Source organism: Pseudoalteromonas shioyasakiensis, assembly GCF_001550135.1.
GTDB classification, from domain to species: domain Bacteria; phylum Pseudomonadota; class Gammaproteobacteria; order Enterobacterales; family Alteromonadaceae; genus Pseudoalteromonas; species Pseudoalteromonas shioyasakiensis.
The window spans coordinates 135408-153015 of the sequence record NZ_LRUE01000022.1 but is presented as its reverse complement, the minus strand read 5'-3'; the positions used below and the strand labels follow the sequence as shown (position 1 = coordinate 153015).

Annotated in this window: 15 protein-coding genes; 10 read left to right on the top strand and 5 right to left on the bottom strand. The window is 42.0% G+C overall.

Translation table 11 applies throughout. The features are described 5' to 3' along the window. Positions 1-9: 9 nt before the first annotated feature. Positions 10-936: a manganese-dependent inorganic pyrophosphatase gene (locus PASHI_RS17190; protein ID WP_062566475.1), complete on the bottom strand. Its 927-nt coding sequence runs from the start codon at positions 934-936 to the stop codon at positions 10-12. Positions 937-1087: 151 nt separating this feature from the next. On the opposite strand from PASHI_RS17190, the gene PASHI_RS17185 reads away from it, so the two are divergent. The 5 genes from PASHI_RS17185 to PASHI_RS17165 all read left to right on the top strand — a co-directional run bounded on the left by PASHI_RS17185 (position 1088) and on the right by PASHI_RS17165 (position 8228). Continuing rightward, positions 1088-1579 (top strand): hypothetical protein, encoded by a 492-nt coding sequence (locus tag PASHI_RS17185; RefSeq protein WP_054552702.1) that lies wholly within the window; start codon positions 1088-1090, stop codon positions 1577-1579. A gap of 11 nt (positions 1580-1590) precedes the next feature. Further along, positions 1591-2400 carry a bifunctional DNA-formamidopyrimidine glycosylase/DNA-(apurinic or apyrimidinic site) lyase gene (gene mutM / locus PASHI_RS17180; RefSeq protein ID WP_054552701.1) on the top strand — a complete coding sequence of 270 codons (810 nt, stop codon included), beginning with the start codon at positions 1591-1593 and terminating at the stop codon, positions 2398-2400. 74 nt (positions 2401-2474) lie between these two features. Further along, positions 2475-3701, top strand: coding sequence for an efflux RND transporter periplasmic adaptor subunit (locus tag PASHI_RS17175; protein WP_062566474.1), 1227 nt, complete (start codon positions 2475-2477; stop codon positions 3699-3701). Positions 3702-3703: 2 nt separating this feature from the next. Continuing rightward, the gene (locus tag PASHI_RS17170) at positions 3704-6838 is read left to right on the top strand and encodes an efflux RND transporter permease subunit (protein WP_062566473.1); all 3135 of its coding nucleotides are present in this window, start codon (positions 3704-3706) and stop codon (positions 6836-6838) included. Beyond that, complete coding sequence (locus tag PASHI_RS17165; RefSeq protein ID WP_062566472.1) at positions 6831-8228, top strand: efflux transporter outer membrane subunit; 1398 nt, start codon at positions 6831-6833, stop codon at positions 8226-8228. The genes PASHI_RS17170 and PASHI_RS17165 overlap by 8 nt, the downstream gene beginning before the upstream one ends. A gap of 35 nt (positions 8229-8263) precedes the next feature. Here the strand turns inward: PASHI_RS17165 and PASHI_RS17160 are convergent, their stop codons facing one another. The 4 genes from PASHI_RS17160 to PASHI_RS17145 are packed head-to-tail and all read right to left on the bottom strand — an operon-like array spanning position 8264 to position 11840. Next, positions 8264-8752: a DUF3299 domain-containing protein gene (locus PASHI_RS17160; protein WP_054552700.1), complete on the bottom strand. Its 489-nt coding sequence runs from the start codon at positions 8750-8752 to the stop codon at positions 8264-8266. A gap of 8 nt (positions 8753-8760) precedes the next feature. Next, positions 8761-10065, bottom strand: a complete 1305-nt coding sequence (locus PASHI_RS17155) for an ABC transporter permease (RefSeq protein WP_062566471.1) — start codon at positions 10063-10065, stop codon at positions 8761-8763. Beyond that, positions 10052-10750, bottom strand: coding sequence for an ABC transporter ATP-binding protein (locus tag PASHI_RS17150; RefSeq protein WP_054561016.1), 699 nt, complete (start codon positions 10748-10750; stop codon positions 10052-10054). Before PASHI_RS17150 ends, PASHI_RS17155 begins: the two co-directional genes overlap by 14 nt. Before the next feature lie 16 nt (positions 10751-10766). Beyond that, a complete protein-coding gene (locus tag PASHI_RS17145) occupies positions 10767-11840 on the bottom strand; it encodes a CDP-glycerol glycerophosphotransferase family protein (protein ID WP_244269411.1) in 1074 nt (357 codons plus the stop codon). Positions 11841-12057: 217 nt separating this feature from the next. On the opposite strand from PASHI_RS17145, the gene PASHI_RS17140 reads away from it, so the two are divergent. The 5 genes from PASHI_RS17140 to PASHI_RS17120 all read left to right on the top strand — a co-directional run bounded on the left by PASHI_RS17140 (position 12058) and on the right by PASHI_RS17120 (position 17526). Beyond that, a complete protein-coding gene (locus PASHI_RS17140) occupies positions 12058-13164 on the top strand; it encodes a phosphoribosylaminoimidazolesuccinocarboxamide synthase (protein ID WP_062566470.1) in 1107 nt (368 codons plus the stop codon). A 167-nt stretch (positions 13165-13331) separates the two neighbouring features. Further along, positions 13332-13982, top strand: coding sequence for a methylamine utilization protein (locus PASHI_RS17135; RefSeq protein WP_062566469.1), 651 nt, complete (start codon positions 13332-13334; stop codon positions 13980-13982). Next, positions 13972-16287, top strand: coding sequence for a bifunctional diguanylate cyclase/phosphodiesterase (locus PASHI_RS17130; RefSeq protein WP_062566468.1), 2316 nt, complete (start codon positions 13972-13974; stop codon positions 16285-16287). Before PASHI_RS17135 ends, PASHI_RS17130 begins: the two co-directional genes overlap by 11 nt. After that, positions 16274-17107, top strand: coding sequence for a DUF3034 family protein (locus tag PASHI_RS17125; protein WP_058585872.1), 834 nt, complete (start codon positions 16274-16276; stop codon positions 17105-17107). The genes PASHI_RS17130 and PASHI_RS17125 overlap by 14 nt, the downstream gene beginning before the upstream one ends. Beyond that, positions 17107-17526, top strand: a complete 420-nt coding sequence (locus tag PASHI_RS17120; protein ID WP_062566467.1) for a group I truncated hemoglobin — start codon at positions 17107-17109, stop codon at positions 17524-17526. The genes PASHI_RS17125 and PASHI_RS17120 overlap by 1 nt, the downstream gene beginning before the upstream one ends. The last annotated feature ends 82 nt before the right edge of the window (positions 17527-17608 follow it).

Here is a 17608-nt window from a genome sequence, read left to right as displayed (position 1 = left end):
CAGTTCTGATTAGATTTTTGCAAAAGCGTCTTGTAGTGGTGGTACTACTTGCTTCTTACGGCTTAATACGCGATCTAACCAAACGCGACCGTCTTCTGATTTAACATCATAGGCAGCTTCGATTACTGATATGTCATCAGACGCAATTAGCATTTCAGAGCCTTCTTTCATGATATCAGTTAACAGGAGTAATACTGAGTGGCGACCGCCTTCTTCTTTAAGCTTTGCGATGTCAGCTTCAAGATCTGCTTTGATCTCATCAAATACAGCAAGGTCGATAACTTCTAGCTGGCCAATACCTACTAGCTTACCGTTCATGTTGAAGTCTTTGAAATCACGCATTACTAAATCGCGTGCAGGCGTGCCTTCAACTGCTGATTTAACCTTGAACATTTCCATGCCAAGTTCTTTGAAATCTTCAATACCAGCGATTTCAGCAAGTGCTTCAACACACTTGATGTCAGCTGTTGTACACGTTGGTGATTTAAAGATTACAGTGTCGCTTAAGATAGCGCATAACATGATGCCTGCGATATCTTTTGGAATCTCTACGTTGTAGAAGTCATACATCATTTTGATGATAGTGTTTGAACAACCAACTGGACGGATCCAACACTCAAGTGGTGTTGATGATGTTAAATCGCCTAGTTTGTGGTGATCAACAACACCTACAACACGTGCTTCATCGATGTCATCAGGTGCTTGTGTTTTTTCTGTGTGGTCAACGATATAAACGTCTTCGCCTGCGTAGCTAAGTTTTAGCTCAGGTGCTTCGAAACCGAATTTATCTAGGATAAATTGTGTTTCAGGTGATACTTCACCTAAACGCGTCGGGATCGCAGGTTCATTGATCTGGTTTTTTAAGTAAGCAAGCGCAATTGCACCGCAAATTGAATCTGAATCAGGGATCTTATGACCCACTACATACATTGACATTGACGGAACTCCTTTAAATTTGGCGGATATTTTAGCAAAGTATCGACAGATTGATACATAACAGACATGAAATTTTGTTGATCAATTACAACTGCCAATTAATGTCCTTTTTGGTTACACTTTAAGATATTGAAAACTGAGGAAGATACTGATGCGCTTGAGCCGAAAAGCATGGAATAATGTAGTGATTATTTCGATGCTATTGATGATTTTTTTCTTCAATGGCCTACATAAAAAGCTCAATACACAGCCCGTTGAAGAAGGAGTACAAGCATTACTCCCAGAGCAAAGCTTCATTTTAGCAATGGCATTTCCAGAATTAAAAATCGAGCGTATCGGCACCTCTTGGCGTAGCCAATCACTACAAGAAACCACATGGCAAGGCGATGAGCAGCAGCTCGAACAACTTGTTGAACTTTGGCAACATCAAAAACTGACTATTGCCAGTCTCCCTGTTAGTAAAATTTCACAGACATCGGCTGATTATGTTGCCTCCGTGTGGCTAGCCGGGGAGCAGTTGCCAGCGGTGTATCAGTTGTACAACATAGATCAGCAATACTATTTATTAGATAAACGGTTACAACGAGTATTTGAGCTTGAACAAGCTGATGCGGCTAAGTTGTTTCCGTTATACCCGTTTTAAGAGAGTCACAGATGCCTGAATTACCAGAAGTTGAAGTTAGCCGTTTGGGAATAACGCCGCATGTGCTTAACCAAACAGTGACCAAAGTAAATATTCATAACGCCAGTATGCGTTGGCCTGTGCCTGATGATGTATATCAATTACAAGGACTTAAAGTTACTTCAGTGGAGCGTAGAGCAAAATATTTATTACTCGGTTGTGAGCTGGGTAGTGTTATTTTGCACTTAGGAATGTCGGGCAACTTACGAGTTGTGAGCGCAGATGAGCCATTAAAAAAGCACGACCATATCGAATTTATTTTAGCCTCAGGTAAAGCGCTAAGACTCAACGACGCGCGTCGCTTTGGTGCCTGCTTATGGCAAGCACCAGGCGAATGTCATACCTTGCTAACCAAGCTTGGACCGGAGCCTCTTACCGATGAGTTTGCTGCAAAGCGTGTTTACGAACAGTCTAGAAATAAAAAAGTACCAATTAAACAGTTTATTATGGATAACGCTGTGGTCGTTGGTGTAGGTAATATCTATGCCAATGAGTCGTTATTTAAGGCCGGAATTCACCCGAAACGAGAAGCCGGCAAGGTGTCTTTAAAGCGTTATCAGCAATTAGTGCCTATTATTAAAGAAACACTTGCTGCGGCTATCACGCAAGGCGGCACAACATTAAAAGATTTTGCTCAAAGTGATGGTAAGCCCGGTTATTTTGCCCAACAATTACTAGTTTATGGTCGCAAAGGTGAGCCATGTGTAACGTGTAAAGAGCCATTAAAAGAAATTAGATTAGGGCAAAGAAGCACTGTGTACTGCTCTAATTGTCAAAAATAACAAAGAATCCCTCATCTATGTAGTATTGCAACAGATAGCAAGATAGAGACAGGCTTAAGGAATGAGAAGGTTGTATGCTATTAAACAAATACGTCATAGGGTGCGTGTGCTTAGCGGCACTGGTGGGTTGTTCTAAAGAGCAACCTCAAGTTATCGTTGAAGAAGTGGTTACCGCTGAGGTTAAGCAGTTTGATGTGCCGCTGTATGGGAATTACGTGGCGCGTACAGACGCATCACTTGATGTTGAAATACGCGCAAGGATCACCGGCTTTGTACAAAGCGTAGAATTTGTTGAAGGTAGTTGGGTAAATGAGGGAGATTTACTCTACACCATTGATGATAGACCCTACCGAGCAAAACTTAATCGCGTTAAAGCGGCGCTGCAAAAAGACCAAGCAGCGCTGGCAAAAGCAAAGCGCGATGTTACTCGTTTAAAACCCCTCTACGAGCAAGATGCAGCAAGTCAGCTCGACTACGACAATGCAATTTCTATTCAAGAGCAAGCGCAAGCGTCATTATCAGCAACCCAAGCAGAACTTGAAGAAACCAAGCTTGATTTAGAATATACCCGTATTACGGCGCCAATTAGCGGCATGGTTGGTAGCTCTGAAGCCGATCTCGGTGCTTTGGTCGGCAGTAACGGTATTTCACTCCTTACTACCATTCAGCAAATAGACCCTATTTTCGTTAATTTTAATATGTCGGCACTTGATTACTTGAATGCCAAGCGGCGTATGACCAGCATGATGGAGCAGCTACAAGCCGAACAACAAGGCAAGGCACTTGAGGGCTTTGTACGTATTTCTTTGCCTGATGGCAGTGAGTATCGATATTGGGGTGATGTGAGTTTTACCGATCCTAAAATTAGCCCGAAAACGGGCACCTTTAAAGTAAGAGCAAAGCTGCCTAACCCTAATAGTGAGCTATTACCTGGGCAATATACAAAAGCACGGATTAAATTATCCGAATTGAAAGATGCCATTGTCGTCCCTGAGGAAGCTACACAAGTTGAGCAGGGCGGTATTTATGTGATGGTGGTACTTGACTCAGGTGAGATAGAGCGTCGCTTTATTGTTGTTGAGCATTACGGTGAACAAGGGATTGTTGCCAGCGCTGGCTTGAGTGCCGGTGAGCAAGTGGTGGTGAAAGGTTTGCATCGTATTCGTCATGGTCAGCAAGTAAAAGCGATTTCGTTAGCCGAGTTTGAAAAACGCCAATTAACGCCAAACACGGGCACTATTCCACTGGCGCCAGATAAACCAAGCAAACAAGATGATGAAAAAAATCAGCAGGGAGCTTAACTATGTTTTCGCATTTTTTTATCAAGCGTCCAGTGTTTGCTATCGTTATTTCGTTAGTTATTTTACTCACAGGCTTGGTCTCGCTCTTTACTCTACCGATTGATCAATACCCTGATATTGCTCCGCCGTCGGTTAAAGTGTCTGCTTCATTCCCTGGCGCAACGGCTGAGACCGCATCGGAGTCGGTAGCCATTCCTCTTGAGCAAGAATTAAATGGCACACCGAATATGTTGTATATGGAGTCAAAGGCAACTAACTCTGGCAGTGTTGGGATCACACTCACCTTTGATGTTGGCACCGACCCAGATCTCGCCCTTGTTGATGTGCAAAACACCGCAAGCCAAGCAGGTAGTAATTTACCTGTTGATGTGCAAACTGAAGGGGTGAATGTCTCTAATGAAAGTTCCGTTGAGCTGTTGAAACTGGCACTGACCTCTGATGATCCTCGCTATGACGAAATCTATTTGAGTAACTACGCCAGCATCAATGTTGAGGCGGCTTTAAAGCGTGTTCCGGGGGTTGGTAAAGTGCGTAACACCGGCTCGCGTTCTTATGCTATGCGGGTCTGGTTAAAGCCCGATATTTTAGCGGGTTACGAATTAACCGTGAATGATGTGACCGCAGCAATCAAAGCACAAAATAAAGAGGCCGCTGCTGGGGAGATCGGGGCTCAGCCAATGAGCGATGCAATTAAGCTTAATTTTCCGGTGCGGGCACAAGGACGGCTTAATAAGGTTGATGAGTTTAATAACATTATGTTGCGAGTTAACAGTGATGGCTCGATGATCCGTTTGCGAGATGTTGCAAGGGTTGAGCTGGCATCGTCTGCGTACACTTTAAATTCAAAACTAAATGAACAGCCCGCCACTATTTTGCAGGTTTATATGTTACCAGGCTCTAATGCATTAGCGGTTACTGAACGTGTTAAGGCTGAGATGGAACGCCTGAGCGCGGCTTTTCCAAAGGGAGTGAAATGGCAGTTATTTTATGATGCATCTGAGTTTATCAAGCTGTCGATTAATGAGGTGATCAATACCCTTATTCAAGCGCTGATCTTAGTGATTTTAGTGGTGTATTTATTTTTGCAAAACTGGCGAACAACTTTAATACCCGCTTTAGCTGTGCCGGTGTCAATAGTGGGTACCTTTATCGCCTTGGCTGCATTTGGATTTACCATTAACAATGTCAGTTTATTGGCTATGGTATTGGCAATCGGCATCGTCGTTGATGATGCGATTGTTGTAGTCGAAAGTGTTGAGCGATTGATCAATGAGCAAAATATGGAGGTAGTTGCTGCTACTAAGCAAGCGATGACAGAGCTTTCTGGCGCCATAGTGGCAACCTCTTTAGTACTGGCAGCGGTGTTTGTGCCGGTGTCATTTTTAGCCGGTATTACGGGCATTATGTACCGAGAATTTGCGATTTCAATTACCGTTGCGGTACTCATTTCGACCCTAGTTGCGTTAACCTTAAGCCCTGCTTTATGTGCGATTTTCTTAAAACCTAGCCTCCCATCAAACAATAAGATTTTTGTTAAATTTAATAATTGGCTTGAAGGTGTTGGCAAAAAATACACCTGGCTTGTAAAGGCATGCTCTGAAAAAGCAAAACGTAGTTATATTGGCTTTTTTATAATGCTAGGTGGCTGTTACTTTGTGTTCAGCCAATTACCAAGTAGCTTTATGCCGCAAGAAGATCAAGGACGCTTTTTTGTTGATATTACCTTGCCAGATGCGGCAACGGTCTCACGTACCAACGAGGTGATAAGTAAAGCTAACCAATTTGTTATGAGCCATGCTGGGGTGGCTTATTCATTCACGCTAGCAGGTGAAAACCGCCGTGCTGGTAGTGCGCAATCACATGGTCAAATGGAGGTGATTTTAAAGCCTTGGCAAGTGCGTGCAGAGCAAGGTTTTACGGTCACGAGTGTGATGAATGATATTCGTAAGCAGCTGTACGCCATTCCCGATGCTGAATTTAATGTGTTTCAGCCATCGGCTGTGGCGGGGCTTGGTTCGGGCTCTGGTGTTGAGTTTGCGCTGCAAGAAAAAACAGGAGGCAACTTAACGGGTCTGGTTGAATCGCTCGAGGTACTGCTGGCAAATTTAAATAACCGCCCTGAAGTTGCTAAAGCAAGTAGCTCACTGCGTGGCTCAGTACCTCAGCTATTTTTAGAGTTAGATAGAGAAAAAGCCATGGCATTAGAGGTGCCGATTGCCGATGTTTACAGCACAATGAAGGTGCTTACTGGCTCATCAACAATTAATGACTTTAATTTATTTGGCCGGGTTTATCGGGTTAAAGTTCAGGCTGAAGATGAATTTAGGGCACGCCCTGAAAACCTCAACGAATTTTATGTGCGTTCAAAAAATGGCGCTATGGTGCCATCAAATGTGCTTGCTAAGTTAAATTTAACAACCGGTCCGTCTGCAATAAACCGCTTTAATATGTTTACCAGTGCCATGGTGAATGTATCGCCAGCTGAAGGCTATGCATCGGGAGATGTAATTGACGTAATTAAAGAAGAAATGGCAAAACTACCGCCTAACCTTGGCTATGAATGGACAGGATTAACCTATCAAGAAATTCGCTCATCGGGTCAGCTAAGTATCGCTATCAGCCTTGCTATTGTGTTTGTATTTTTATTTTTAGCGGCGCTCTATGAAAGTTGGAGCTTGCCGTTTGCTGTACTACTAATAAGCCCGATAGCTATGTTGGGAGCCTCTGTATTGACCTTAGTGACGGGGCATGAAAACAATTTATTCTTCCAAGTCGCATTTATTGCATTGATAGGCCTTGCGGCAAAGAACTCTATATTGATTGTTGAGGTGGCAAATCAGCTTTATCAAGAAGGTATGAATGCCGTTGATGCTGCAATAGAAGCCGCCCGTTCTCGCTTTCGGCCTATATTAATGACTGCAGCCTCTTTTGTGCTTGGTGTATTGCCGTTAGTACTTGCTTCTGGCCCCGGAGCGGTTGGTCGGCAGTCGGTATCTATGCCTATTTTAGGGGGGATGTTACTAGCAAGCTCTATCGGCATTATATTAGTTCCGCTGTTTTTTATTACCGCTGCACGCTTTGTAAAAAAACAGCAAACACCGGCCTTTAAAGTAGTAGAGGAGCAAGTCGATGCATAAATTGCTGCCATTGCTTTGTTTCGCTTGTATTCAAGGCTGTGCTGTAGGGCCAGATTTTGAAATACCTGATCATAGTGAAGTTGCTAATTTTATGGGTGCAGCAGCTACGCCACAGTCTGAAGCTTTAGCGGGATGGAAGCAAATATATAGCGACCCTCATTTGCAAAAGCTGATTAGCCAAGCGCTTCTTAATAACCAAGATATGTTAATTGCGCAATCGAAAATTATTGAAGCGCGAGCTCGGTATCGAATTACCGATGCCGCTTTATGGCCAGATGTAAGCATAGGGCTTACTTCAGAGCGAGAAGAAGAGCTTAATAGCAGCCCCGAAAATACCTTTGATTTAAAAGGTTACTTAAGTTGGGAGCTAGATTTATTTGGTAGTAACCGACGTGCAAGCGAAGCCGCACTGGCAAATTATTATAGCCAAGAACAAGCAAGAAACGCGTTGCAGCTCGCCTTGATTGCTGATGTTGCGCAGCAGTTTTTTGCCCTTAAAGAAGTTGAAGAGCAATTAAATATTAGCCTGAGTACGATTAAGCTTCGCGAGAAGGAGCTTGAAATTGCGCGTATTCGTAAAAAAGGCGGTATTATTTCAGGGCTAGAACAGCGCCAAGCCGAGGTTGAATTAGAATCAGCGAAAGTGAAGATCCCGCCTTTACAGCACAGTGAAAGGCGGATTATTAATCAGTTAAAGTTTTTGATTGGTGATGCCAATGCTGATGTGCAAGGGGGGAATGAGTTATCTGTACAAACCCTTCCTAAGCAATTACCTACAGGACTACCTAGTGAACTGTTAAAGCGTAGACCAGATGTGCAGCAAGCAATGTATCAATGGCAAGCGGCCATGGCTGAGATTGGGGTCGCAAAAGCGGCTTTATTTCCAAAACTTAATTTATATGCAGAGCTTGGCAGTGAAAGCACTGATTTTAGTGATTTGCTCGCCAGTAATTCGCAGGTTTGGTTGCTGGGCTCAGAGCTGTTAATGCCAATATTTAATATGGGACGCAATCAGGCAAATTTAACGGTGGCGGAACAACGAGCTTATCAGGCAAGTATTCAATACCAAAAAACAGTGCTGGTGGCACTGCAAGAAGTAAGCAATCAGCTTTCGAACTATCAGTCGGCAGAGCAAAGCTATGATGCGCAAAGGAGCTTGGTGCTCAGTAGCCAAGATTACTATCGCTTAGCACGCCTTAGGTATAGCAATGGTGTTGCCAGCTCCCTTGATTTAATGGATGCACAGCGCCAGTTATTTTCGGCAGAAATAGCTTTATCGCAGGCAAAGAATGATCGTCTGCAAAGCCTAGCAACGCTTTATAAAGCACTTGGTGGCGGATGGTATGAATTAAGCGAACAGGAACTGGAAAAAGAAAAAGTGGTAGATTAATTAAAAGAGCATGCAAAAGCATGCTCTTTAAAAACTTATAACTCAAATGGTGCTACACCAACGGCTTTCATTTTATAGCCGACTTGAGCAATTTCACCAGACCAGGTTTCGGTGCTGATAACGCCAGTCACGACAATCGCATCGTATAGGCTTTCGATTGGTACGCCGTCTTTAATCGTGACATGCACAATTTGATTTGGCGGTGGTGGTGGTACGTGAATACAAGCACCAAAGTAAGGTACCAATAAAAACTCGGTGATCACTTCGCTGTCGCCTTCAAGGGGAACAACAAAACCAGGCAAACTTACTGATTGACCATTAAGTTCTTTTACCACGGGAGCATCAAGGTCTGGTTGCACCCAGTTTTGTTCTGAGCCTTCATGGTTTGCTTGCGCTTGGGTATCGATTTGCACATGACCTTTTGGAATTAAATCTTCCCAGAAGATTTCTTTAGGTGCGCCAGCATTAGCTCCAGCACACACAACTAATGCGACTAAAGCGACGAATTTTCGAAAAAACGGCATAACATTCCTTAAATTTTAATACTCATACCATCAGCAAGAGAGTAGAAATACGCGCGAGTTGCGGGAATTAACCCAACAATAAAGCCTGCAACCATTATCGCAGCTAAAAGCATGAGTTCATAGGATGACAATAAGGCTATATTTAGGCTTATTCCGGCATGGCTTTGCAAGTAATCTGCGCCGAGTAGCATTAAAGCATAGAATAATGCGATACCAACAATGCAGCCAAGCCCTGTAATGAGTAATGATTCTACACTGATCAAGGTGAAAATATGCCAAGGTCTTGCGCCAACAGAGCGCAAAATAGCAAGTTCTCTGCGGCGTTGATTTAAGCTTGAAAGCAGGCTCGTTAACATGCCAAGCAAACTGATCAGCACCACGACGATAGAAAATAACAGCAAGATTTTTTCAACGATAGAGAGCATTTCCCATAGTTCACGCAAAGTAACTCCCGGCATGATGGCTAGCAGTGCCTCATCTTTGTATTGGTTAATATTACGACGCACTTGTAAGGTATAAAGTGGTGAATCGAAACCAAGTAAAAAAGCGGTTATTTGTTTTGGTGTGCCAACTAAATCAACATCATCATGCTGGTCGTGGTCGTGGTCGTGGTCGTGGTCGTGGTCGTGGTCGTGGTCATTTGCATCAGCCTGAGCGGCTTCATGCTGATGAGCATGACCACCATGAATCGCTTCAATTGCTGCAAGTGGAATATGCAGGGTTTTATCAACAGGTGTGCCCGTTGGATTTAAAATACCGACCACTTTAAATGGGTTATCGTCATGATTATGAAAGCTGGTATTGCCCATGCCGTGCGCAATCACCACTTCGTCACCAAGCTGATAGCCAAGAGTATTGGCAACCTCAGCACCTAATACAACCTCAAATAAGTGATTAAATTCATGGCCTTGTGAAAAGCTCAACGACTGCTTTTTAGCAAAGCGATAGTGCTCAAAATAGTCTTTATTTGTACCAAGTACAGCTAAACCTTTATGGCTGTCGCCAAGTGACATAGGAATAGCCCATTTCACTCCCCGTTGCCCTGATATGTATTGGTAACTTTTCCAACTCACGCCATTATTAGCATGACCAATGCGAAATACCGAAGACAGCAGCAACTGGATATCACCGGTACGCGCACCGACAATTAAATCAGTGCCAGAAATTGTATTGCTAAAGCTACTTTTAGCATCAACTCGAACCCGCTCAATCGACATCAATAACATTACGCTGATAGCAATGGTAAATAGGGTGAGTAGGGCGCTGGCCTTTCGGTTTAATAAACTTTTTGTGGCGAGTTTAATGAGTAGCATCTGTGCCTCCTTGTAACTCAACAAGGCTGATACTGCGGGTAAATAGCGTTTGTAATGTTTCATCATGGCTAACAAAAATTAGCGTGCTATTTGCTGCGCTTGCCTGCTCAAATAACAATTTTACGAATGCTTGGCGATTTTGTGTGTCGAGTGCTGAGGTAGGTTCATCTGCAATAATAATTTCAGGGCTGCCAATAAAGGCTCGCGCTGCGGCAACTCTTTGTTGCTGGCCAATACTCAGCTGTGCAACTGCTTGATGCTGCAAGTTATCATTTAGCCCTAAAGCGCTCAGTAAGCGGCTTGCTTCAGCGGCTATTGTTGCACTATTTTTTAATGCGTTTTTTTGCCTTTGCTTTGAAAATTGGCAACCCAAAGTCACATTTTCAATAGGCGATAAATAAGGTAGTAAATTAAAGTTTTGAAAAATATAGCCAATATGGTCGGCACGAAAACGGTCCCGTTTACTATTACTAAGTTGGTTAATCGCTTTACCAAGCAGCTCGATATTGCCCTGTGTTGGTACTGTGACGCCAGCAAGCAATGATAATAACGTTGATTTACCACAACCACTCGGACCGTGAAGAAAAACATGTTCGCCTTGATCAATATCTAGCTTAGTAATATTGATCGTCGGCTCGGGTTGTTTTGCGTGCCATTTAAAAAGCACATTTTCAAGCGTGATCATAACGACCTATGAATTGTTACCATCGCCAGTAATTTAATTTTCTACGCATTTTAAAATTACGAATAAAATTACGTGGTTTCGGCTTAAGTGCAGGGTTGCTCAATAGTAATTCATTGCTAGCAGCAAGTACACGTTGACTCGATAAGCCGTCTTGATATGGATGCAGTTGCTGGCAGAAGTGCTCAATTTTCGCCATTAATTCAGCAGGTCGTGTGAAGGCATAATCAATCGCTTCAGTTAGTTTATTGACATCTGTGACATCAATAAGGTGTTCGCCAGGTGCTTGGTTGCAGAACGTCACGACGGGTTTTCTTTGTAAGATAAACATAAGCAAAATAGATGAGGTATCACACAGCATGACATCAGCAGCTTGTAAGAGTGGTAGTACATTATCTGTCTCGACAAAAGTTAGATTGTCGTTTTGTAGAGCCTTGTATCGTTCAACAAGCTCACTTGGCATTTTCGGGTGAAATTGCACCAAAATTCGCCATTTACCTTGCTCACTGTACGCTTTTATTTGTTCGTATAATTTAGGTGCAAGAGACAGGCGTTTTGAAAAAGTCGAACAAATTAAAAGAGTTTGCCTTTTATCGCCTTCATCTACGTATGGATTGTTTTCTATTTTTGAAAATAATGGATCTAGAGTAGGCCAACCTGTTTCTTTAGTTAAAAAGAAACCATGCTTTTTAGCTAGTTTCTCAAACTTAGAAGTTGTATTAGGGCCTTGGGTACAATACAGGTCAAAGCAGCCTCGGATGTTAAAATGATCTTCGTATCCTTTTCGATTTAGTTTTCCAGAATTAAAGCCGTGAAAAACAGCTACTTTTTTTCCTGGGATAAAGTTTGGAATTACATTCCCGGGAATGTATGAAATGTCTGGCTGCCACTGGATTACATCATCTATAGTTTCTAAACACGATTCATCTGAACGAAGGAAGTTCTGATTAACTTCATCACCATAGAAAAACCATTTAACTTCACCACCACGAGCTAAAATCTCCCGTTGCAATGGGCGTAAGATCGCGTACGAATAGTTCTGCGAAATAAACATTAAATATTTTTTTTCTGCGGTAGCTGCTAAGTAATCCAAGAAAACCTCCTATTTCGAGGGCACTAGTATAGCGAAATAATGTTTATGACAGCAAAATTACTGAAAGTTTAAATTTTTATGGTTTTTATTACATCCGCAGGCTGCTGATGATAGTGCAATGATTGAGCTTTCAAAGCGTCTAGATTATTATAGGCGGCCATAACCCCAATCCCATACATGTGCTCACAAGAGCATGCCAAATACTATCGGAGATAGCATGACTAGCTATAAAGTTTTAGACGTAAACGATGATTTACCGATCCGTACTAAAGGTGCGGTACACAGTGGTAAAGTGCGTTCAGTTTATTGGTTAACTGATGAAGACAGCGCTCGTTTAATTAATGAAAAAGGTTATCAAGTTCCAAAAGGAACTGAGCTAGCTATTATGGTTATTTCTGACCGTATTTCTGCGTTTGATTGTATTTGGCAAGGTGAAAACGGTTTAAATGGTGTGCCTGGTAAAGGCATCGCGCTAAACTCTGTGGCATCTCATTGGTTTAAGTTATTTGATAAAGCAGGCCTTGCTGGTAACCATATTGTTGATATTCCACACCCTTATGTATGGATTGTGCGTAAAGCAAGCACTGTGAAAGTTGAAGCCATTGCTCGCCAATATATTACTGGCAGTATGTGGCGTGATTATGCGAAAGGCACGCGTAATTTCTGTGGTATTGATTTACCAGAGGGACTTGCTGCGAACCAAAAGCTAGATGAAGTGTTAATTACGCCATCAACGAAAGGCATTATCACAGGTGTTGCTGATATTCCTGAAGTAGATGATGTGAACATTACCCGTGAAAACATCACCAATAACTTAGCTGTTTTCAACTTCAAATCTGAAGACGATGTCGCTAAATATGAGCAACTACTTGTTGAAGGTTTTAAGCTGATCAGTGATGAACTTGCACAGCTAGACCAAATCTTTGTCGATACTAAATTTGAATTTGGTTATGTTGAAGACATTGATGGTTCAGATAAGCTTATCTACATTGATGAAGTGGGTACGCCTGATTCGTCACGTATCTGGGATGGCCCAGCTTACCGTGACGGTAAAATCATTGAAAACTCAAAAGAGGGTTTCCGCCAGCTATTAATTAATAACGTGCCAGACAGCGATGTGTTATTAAATAAAGACCGCATGGACGAGCGTGAGCAGCTTGCTAAAGACTATACCTTGCCAGAATCAGTGATGCTTGAAGTGTCTGATACTTACGTTGGCATTGCGAGTAAAATCATTGGTCAAGAAATTACTATTCCAAGCGACCCACGTAGTGAAGTAATCGCTATTTTAGATAAAGAATACGGCTTAATTAAGCACAATTAATTGCTATTTTTTTAACTTAGATATGCTCTAAGTCAATATTATTAAAGCCAAGTTGGTTTTCTAGTAAAACTGCTTGGCTTTTTTCTTGCTTTTCATACCCTCTCTCATTAACTTAAGCTAAGATTAATCTATACTTATTAGCAAACTAGGCTAAGCAAGGTTCAATTATGACGTTTTTTGCGCACTGTGCTCGCACGGTATGTTCTTTTGTAGTTCTGTGCAGCGCAGCAACTGCATTCGCTGCTGATATTTCATTTACCGTTCGTGATCAATTTGGTAAGCCTTTGGCTGATGCTGTCATCGAATTAGAAAATAATGCGAACTCACCGAGCACGCAATTACCCATAGCGATAATGGACCAGGTTGATAAACAATTTTCACCTAATGTATTGGTGATACAACAAGGGCAGTCTGTTGATTTTCCTAATAGCGATAATATCCGCCATCATGTTTATTCTTTTTCAAGTGCTAAACCATTTAATATTAAGCTTTACGCTGACCGTCCAGAAAAACCAGAGTTGTTTGATAACAGCGGAGTTGTAGTCTTAGGCTGTAATATTCACGACTCTATGGTGGGTTATATCTATGTCGCAAATAGCGCTAATACACTAAAAACAGCAGAGGATGGCAAAGTACAATTAAAAGGTATTACTGTTCCAACTAGCATAACGATTTGGCACCCAAACCAAGCAAGTGAAATCAATAAAAAATTATCAGTCACTGTAACTGAGCAAGTCGCTGATATTACAATTAATACGAATGAACCTGCACCGCGTAATACGTTTGGTGAGATGTTTAAGGCAGATAATGATTCATAGTTTAAGAGGGCGGATCATAGCCTTATGCGTAAGCCTGGTTTTATTAACTAGTTTAGTAAGTTTAGCGAGCTCTTGGTGGTCGACAAATCGCTTTAACGATCAAAAGCTACGTGAAGATATTAATGTTGCTGAAAATGTTTTTAAGCAATATTTAAGCGCTAAAGAGAGCCTGCTATTAACGGCTGCAAAGGTCCTCACCGCAGATTTTGGCTTTAAACAAGCGGTCGCAACTCAAGACGCCGATACCATTAGTAGTGTATTGAATAACCACAGTCGTCGAATAAATGCTGATTTGATGTTGCTTGTGGATTTATCAGGGCAATTGGTTTCAGCAAATACTGAATTTAATCATAGGCCAGATGAGTTTTCTGCATTGATGAATGAATTACTCATTGATGCTGAGCAATCAAATTTCATTGTACTTGATCAAACCCTTTACCAAGTTATTTTACTGCCGGTGCGCGCACCTCGAACTGTTGCCTACAGTTTAGTGGGATTCGAGATTAACGACCTTGTTGCTGCAGAGCTTAAAAACCTCACCACAATGGATGTGAGTTTTATTGGTGAAGATGATGGTGTTGTAGAAACATCGCTGACCAAGCAACCACAAAGCACCTCTGTATTAGCGCATTTTAATAACGAGACAACGCAGCGCATATTTGGTGAAAAGCCGGTCTATAGAAACCGCCTGGTTGAACTTCCATCTTTGCCCGGACACCTAGTTTCTGTGCTATTAAGTGCTGATTTAACCCAGAGTTATCGTGAGTTTGAACAGCTGTTTTTCACCATTATTGTGCTTGCTGCTATTACTGTTGTGATAGGCGTATTGACCAGTGGTATCTTAGCTAAAAATCTCACAACACCGCTTTCAAAGCTTACTTTACTTGCACAGCAATTTGCCCGTGGCAATTATAAAGCTGAATTTGTAGGTAAAAAGCAAAGTAGCGAGATCACCACTTTAATTGATGCCTTTAACAACATGGGTAACGACATCAAAGAGCGTGAACAGCAAATAAGTTTTCAAGCTAGCCATGACTCATTAACCGGTTTTTATACCCGTTCTGCTATGTTGGAAAATATGGAAAACTTGTTTGCCGAAGGAGCTGAGTACACACTGGTTGCTATAGATATCCGCGGCCTTCGTCATATCAATGATAAATTAGGTCCGCGTATTGGTGATGATTGTTTAAAAGCGGTTGCTGAGCGTATTGGTGAATACTCAGCTCATCATAATGGTGTTAATGCTCGGATTGGCGGTGATGAGTTTTTAACTTTATTGCCAGCAGATGAAACGAAACAGTTTAAAGATGCGGTAATGAAGTTAGTTGCTCAGTTACAGGCTGGCTACTTAATTCAAGGCTTAAATATTACGTTACGCTTTAGTGTTGGGGTGGTGCATTGCCTTTCGCAAAATGTCAGCCCTGAGGACTTAATGCGTCGTTCGTTAATTGCTGTTGATACCGCATCTTGCGAGCATAAAACTATTCATTATTATCAAGAAGGTGAAGACGAAGAGCATCTTGAGCGCCTTGCAATAATTGATGAACTTAAGCAAGCCCTTGTTGATGATGACGGTCAGCTGTTCATGACCTATCAGCCAAAACTAAATATTAAAACTAATAGCATTGATAAAGTTGAGTCGTTAATCCGCTGGCAGCGCAAAGACGGTCAGTGGGTTTCACCAGAACTGTTTATTGATTTAGCAGAGCAATCGGGGGTGATTGTTGAGTTAACTTCTTGGGTTGTTAAAACCGTAGTGTCGCAAGTTGCAGCATGGCAACAGCAAGGTATTACTATGCAGGCTGCAATTAATGTCTCTGCGCAAGATATTGCATACCCAAGCTTTTACTCGCACCTTGCTAAACAGTTAGAAAAACATGCTGTTAATGGGCGCTTGATCACAATTGAGCTTACAGAACGCGATATGATTGAGAACGAAGAGCAAGGTATTAAGGCGCTAGAAAACCTCAAAACCTTGGGGGTTAAAATCTCGTTGGATGACTATGGTGTAGGGCAAACATCGCTTGGGCGTTTAAAGTCATTACCGATTGATGAGCTAAAACTTGATAAGTGTTTTATTTTGCAATTAGATCAGTCACGTCAAGATCAATACATAGTGCAATCGACGGTGACTCTAGGTCATCAGCTGGGCTTTTCGGTTGTTGCTGAAGGGGTTGAGAACAAAAATTCACTGGATATTTTAGTGCAAAATAAATGCGATTATGCACAAGGGTATTATTTAAGTAGGCCACTAAAATCAGAGCAGTTTTTGCAGTGGTTAGAGGTGTACAATGAAGCGTCTTAATTGGTTGTTTTGTCTGGCTTGCCTCGGTTTTGCAAGTTCAGGATTAGCTGCATCGGGTAAATTACTAGCAACGCCTGGTGTCTCACAAGTTGAAGGTAGTGCGGGTGGTGGTATTGTCCCTTGGGCGCAGCTTGCAGGCTATGCAAGTGATGATGAAATAGCAATAAATGGTTTTTGCAGCCGCGCTGATGTGAGTGATTACCGCTTAGATGTTTGTGGCGCGCAGCTAAATATTTATGATCGCGTTGAATTTAGTTACGCAGAGCAACGCTTCGAAGTTCCCGCATTAAATACCGATATTGAGCAATCAATTACAGGGGCAAAAGTACGCTTATACGGCGATATCGTTTACAGTAAATGGCCGCAGTTGAGCTTGGGTGTACAACATAAATCACTTGATGACGGCAGTATCGCAAACTTACTCGGCGCCAAAGATACCAGCGGTACCGATGTATACCTTGCTGCTAGTAAATTACATTTGGGCGCGCTTGCTGGGTATAACTGGTTTTGGAACACCACCTTTCGTTATAGCGATGCTAATCAGCTTGGCTTGTTAGGCTTTGGCGGCCCTGATAGCGATAAAGAATTGTTATTTGAAGCATCGACAGCTGTGTTTTTAACCCACCAAATAGCCGTTGGTGTTGAGTATCGTGAAAAGTCCAATAACCTAGGCTTAGGGGAGCAAGATTGGCAGGATGTGTTTGTTGCTTGGTTTCCTAATAAGTATGTTAGCGTGACTGCTGCTTGGTTAGACTTAGGAAGTATTGCTGGGGCTAAGGATCAAACAGGTTGGTATCTTTCTGTAACAGGGTATTGGTAATGATGAAAACACTTTTTACATTTGTATTTGCCGTTATGTTAGTTGGTTGTGCAAGTAGCAACAATAGCACCTTGTATCAGCAAATTAATGGCGAACAAGGAGTTGAAAAACTGGTTGATAGTTTTATTAATCAAATAGGCCGTGACGAACAAATTTTAGCTTATTTTAAACAAACGAATGTCGCCCATTTTCGACAAGGTTTTATTACTCATTTGTGTAGCGTCACCAACGGTCCTTGTGAATACAAAGGCGACAATATGGTTGATATCCACACAGGAATGAATATCCCTGAAAAAGACTTTAACCGTGTGGTAGAGCTTTTGATTAATGCTATGGACGAACAACAGATCCCGCAAACGGTACAAAATAAAATCCTTAGTCGCTTAGCACCACTTCGCCCTGAGGTAATTGATATTTAGCTATTGTTTATATTAAATTTTTACTTTATTGCATTCTTTGACTGTAGTCCTTAAACTTCAACAGAATTATTTAATGTATGGC

What these genes read in the sequence shown, in the direction of transcription:
- PASHI_RS17190 (WP_062566475.1), bottom strand. Translation starts at nt 936, where the DNA reads ATGTCAATGTATGTAGTGGGTCATAAGATCCCTGATTCAGATTCAATT.
- PASHI_RS17185 (WP_054552702.1), top strand. Translation starts at nt 1,088, where the DNA reads ATGCGCTTGAGCCGAAAAGCATGGAATAATGTAGTGATTATTTCGATG.
- mutM (WP_054552701.1), top strand. Translation starts at nt 1,591, where the DNA reads ATGCCTGAATTACCAGAAGTTGAAGTTAGCCGTTTGGGAATAACGCCG.
- PASHI_RS17175 (WP_062566474.1), top strand. Translation starts at nt 2,475, where the DNA reads ATGCTATTAAACAAATACGTCATAGGGTGCGTGTGCTTAGCGGCACTG.
- PASHI_RS17170 (WP_062566473.1), top strand. Translation starts at nt 3,704, where the DNA reads ATGTTTTCGCATTTTTTTATCAAGCGTCCAGTGTTTGCTATCGTTATT.
- PASHI_RS17165 (WP_062566472.1), top strand. Translation starts at nt 6,831, where the DNA reads ATGCATAAATTGCTGCCATTGCTTTGTTTCGCTTGTATTCAAGGCTGT.
- PASHI_RS17160 (WP_054552700.1), bottom strand. Translation starts at nt 8,752, where the DNA reads ATGCCGTTTTTTCGAAAATTCGTCGCTTTAGTCGCATTAGTTGTGTGT.
- PASHI_RS17155 (WP_062566471.1), bottom strand. Translation starts at nt 10,065, where the DNA reads ATGCTACTCATTAAACTCGCCACAAAAAGTTTATTAAACCGAAAGGCC.
- PASHI_RS17150 (WP_054561016.1), bottom strand. Translation starts at nt 10,750, where the DNA reads ATGATCACGCTTGAAAATGTGCTTTTTAAATGGCACGCAAAACAACCC.
- PASHI_RS17140 (WP_062566470.1), top strand. Translation starts at nt 12,058, where the DNA reads ATGACTAGCTATAAAGTTTTAGACGTAAACGATGATTTACCGATCCGT.
- PASHI_RS17135 (WP_062566469.1), top strand. Translation starts at nt 13,332, where the DNA reads ATGACGTTTTTTGCGCACTGTGCTCGCACGGTATGTTCTTTTGTAGTT.
- PASHI_RS17130 (WP_062566468.1), top strand. Translation starts at nt 13,972, where the DNA reads ATGATTCATAGTTTAAGAGGGCGGATCATAGCCTTATGCGTAAGCCTG.
- PASHI_RS17125 (WP_058585872.1), top strand. Translation starts at nt 16,274, where the DNA reads ATGAAGCGTCTTAATTGGTTGTTTTGTCTGGCTTGCCTCGGTTTTGCA.
- PASHI_RS17120 (WP_062566467.1), top strand. Translation starts at nt 17,107, where the DNA reads ATGATGAAAACACTTTTTACATTTGTATTTGCCGTTATGTTAGTTGGT.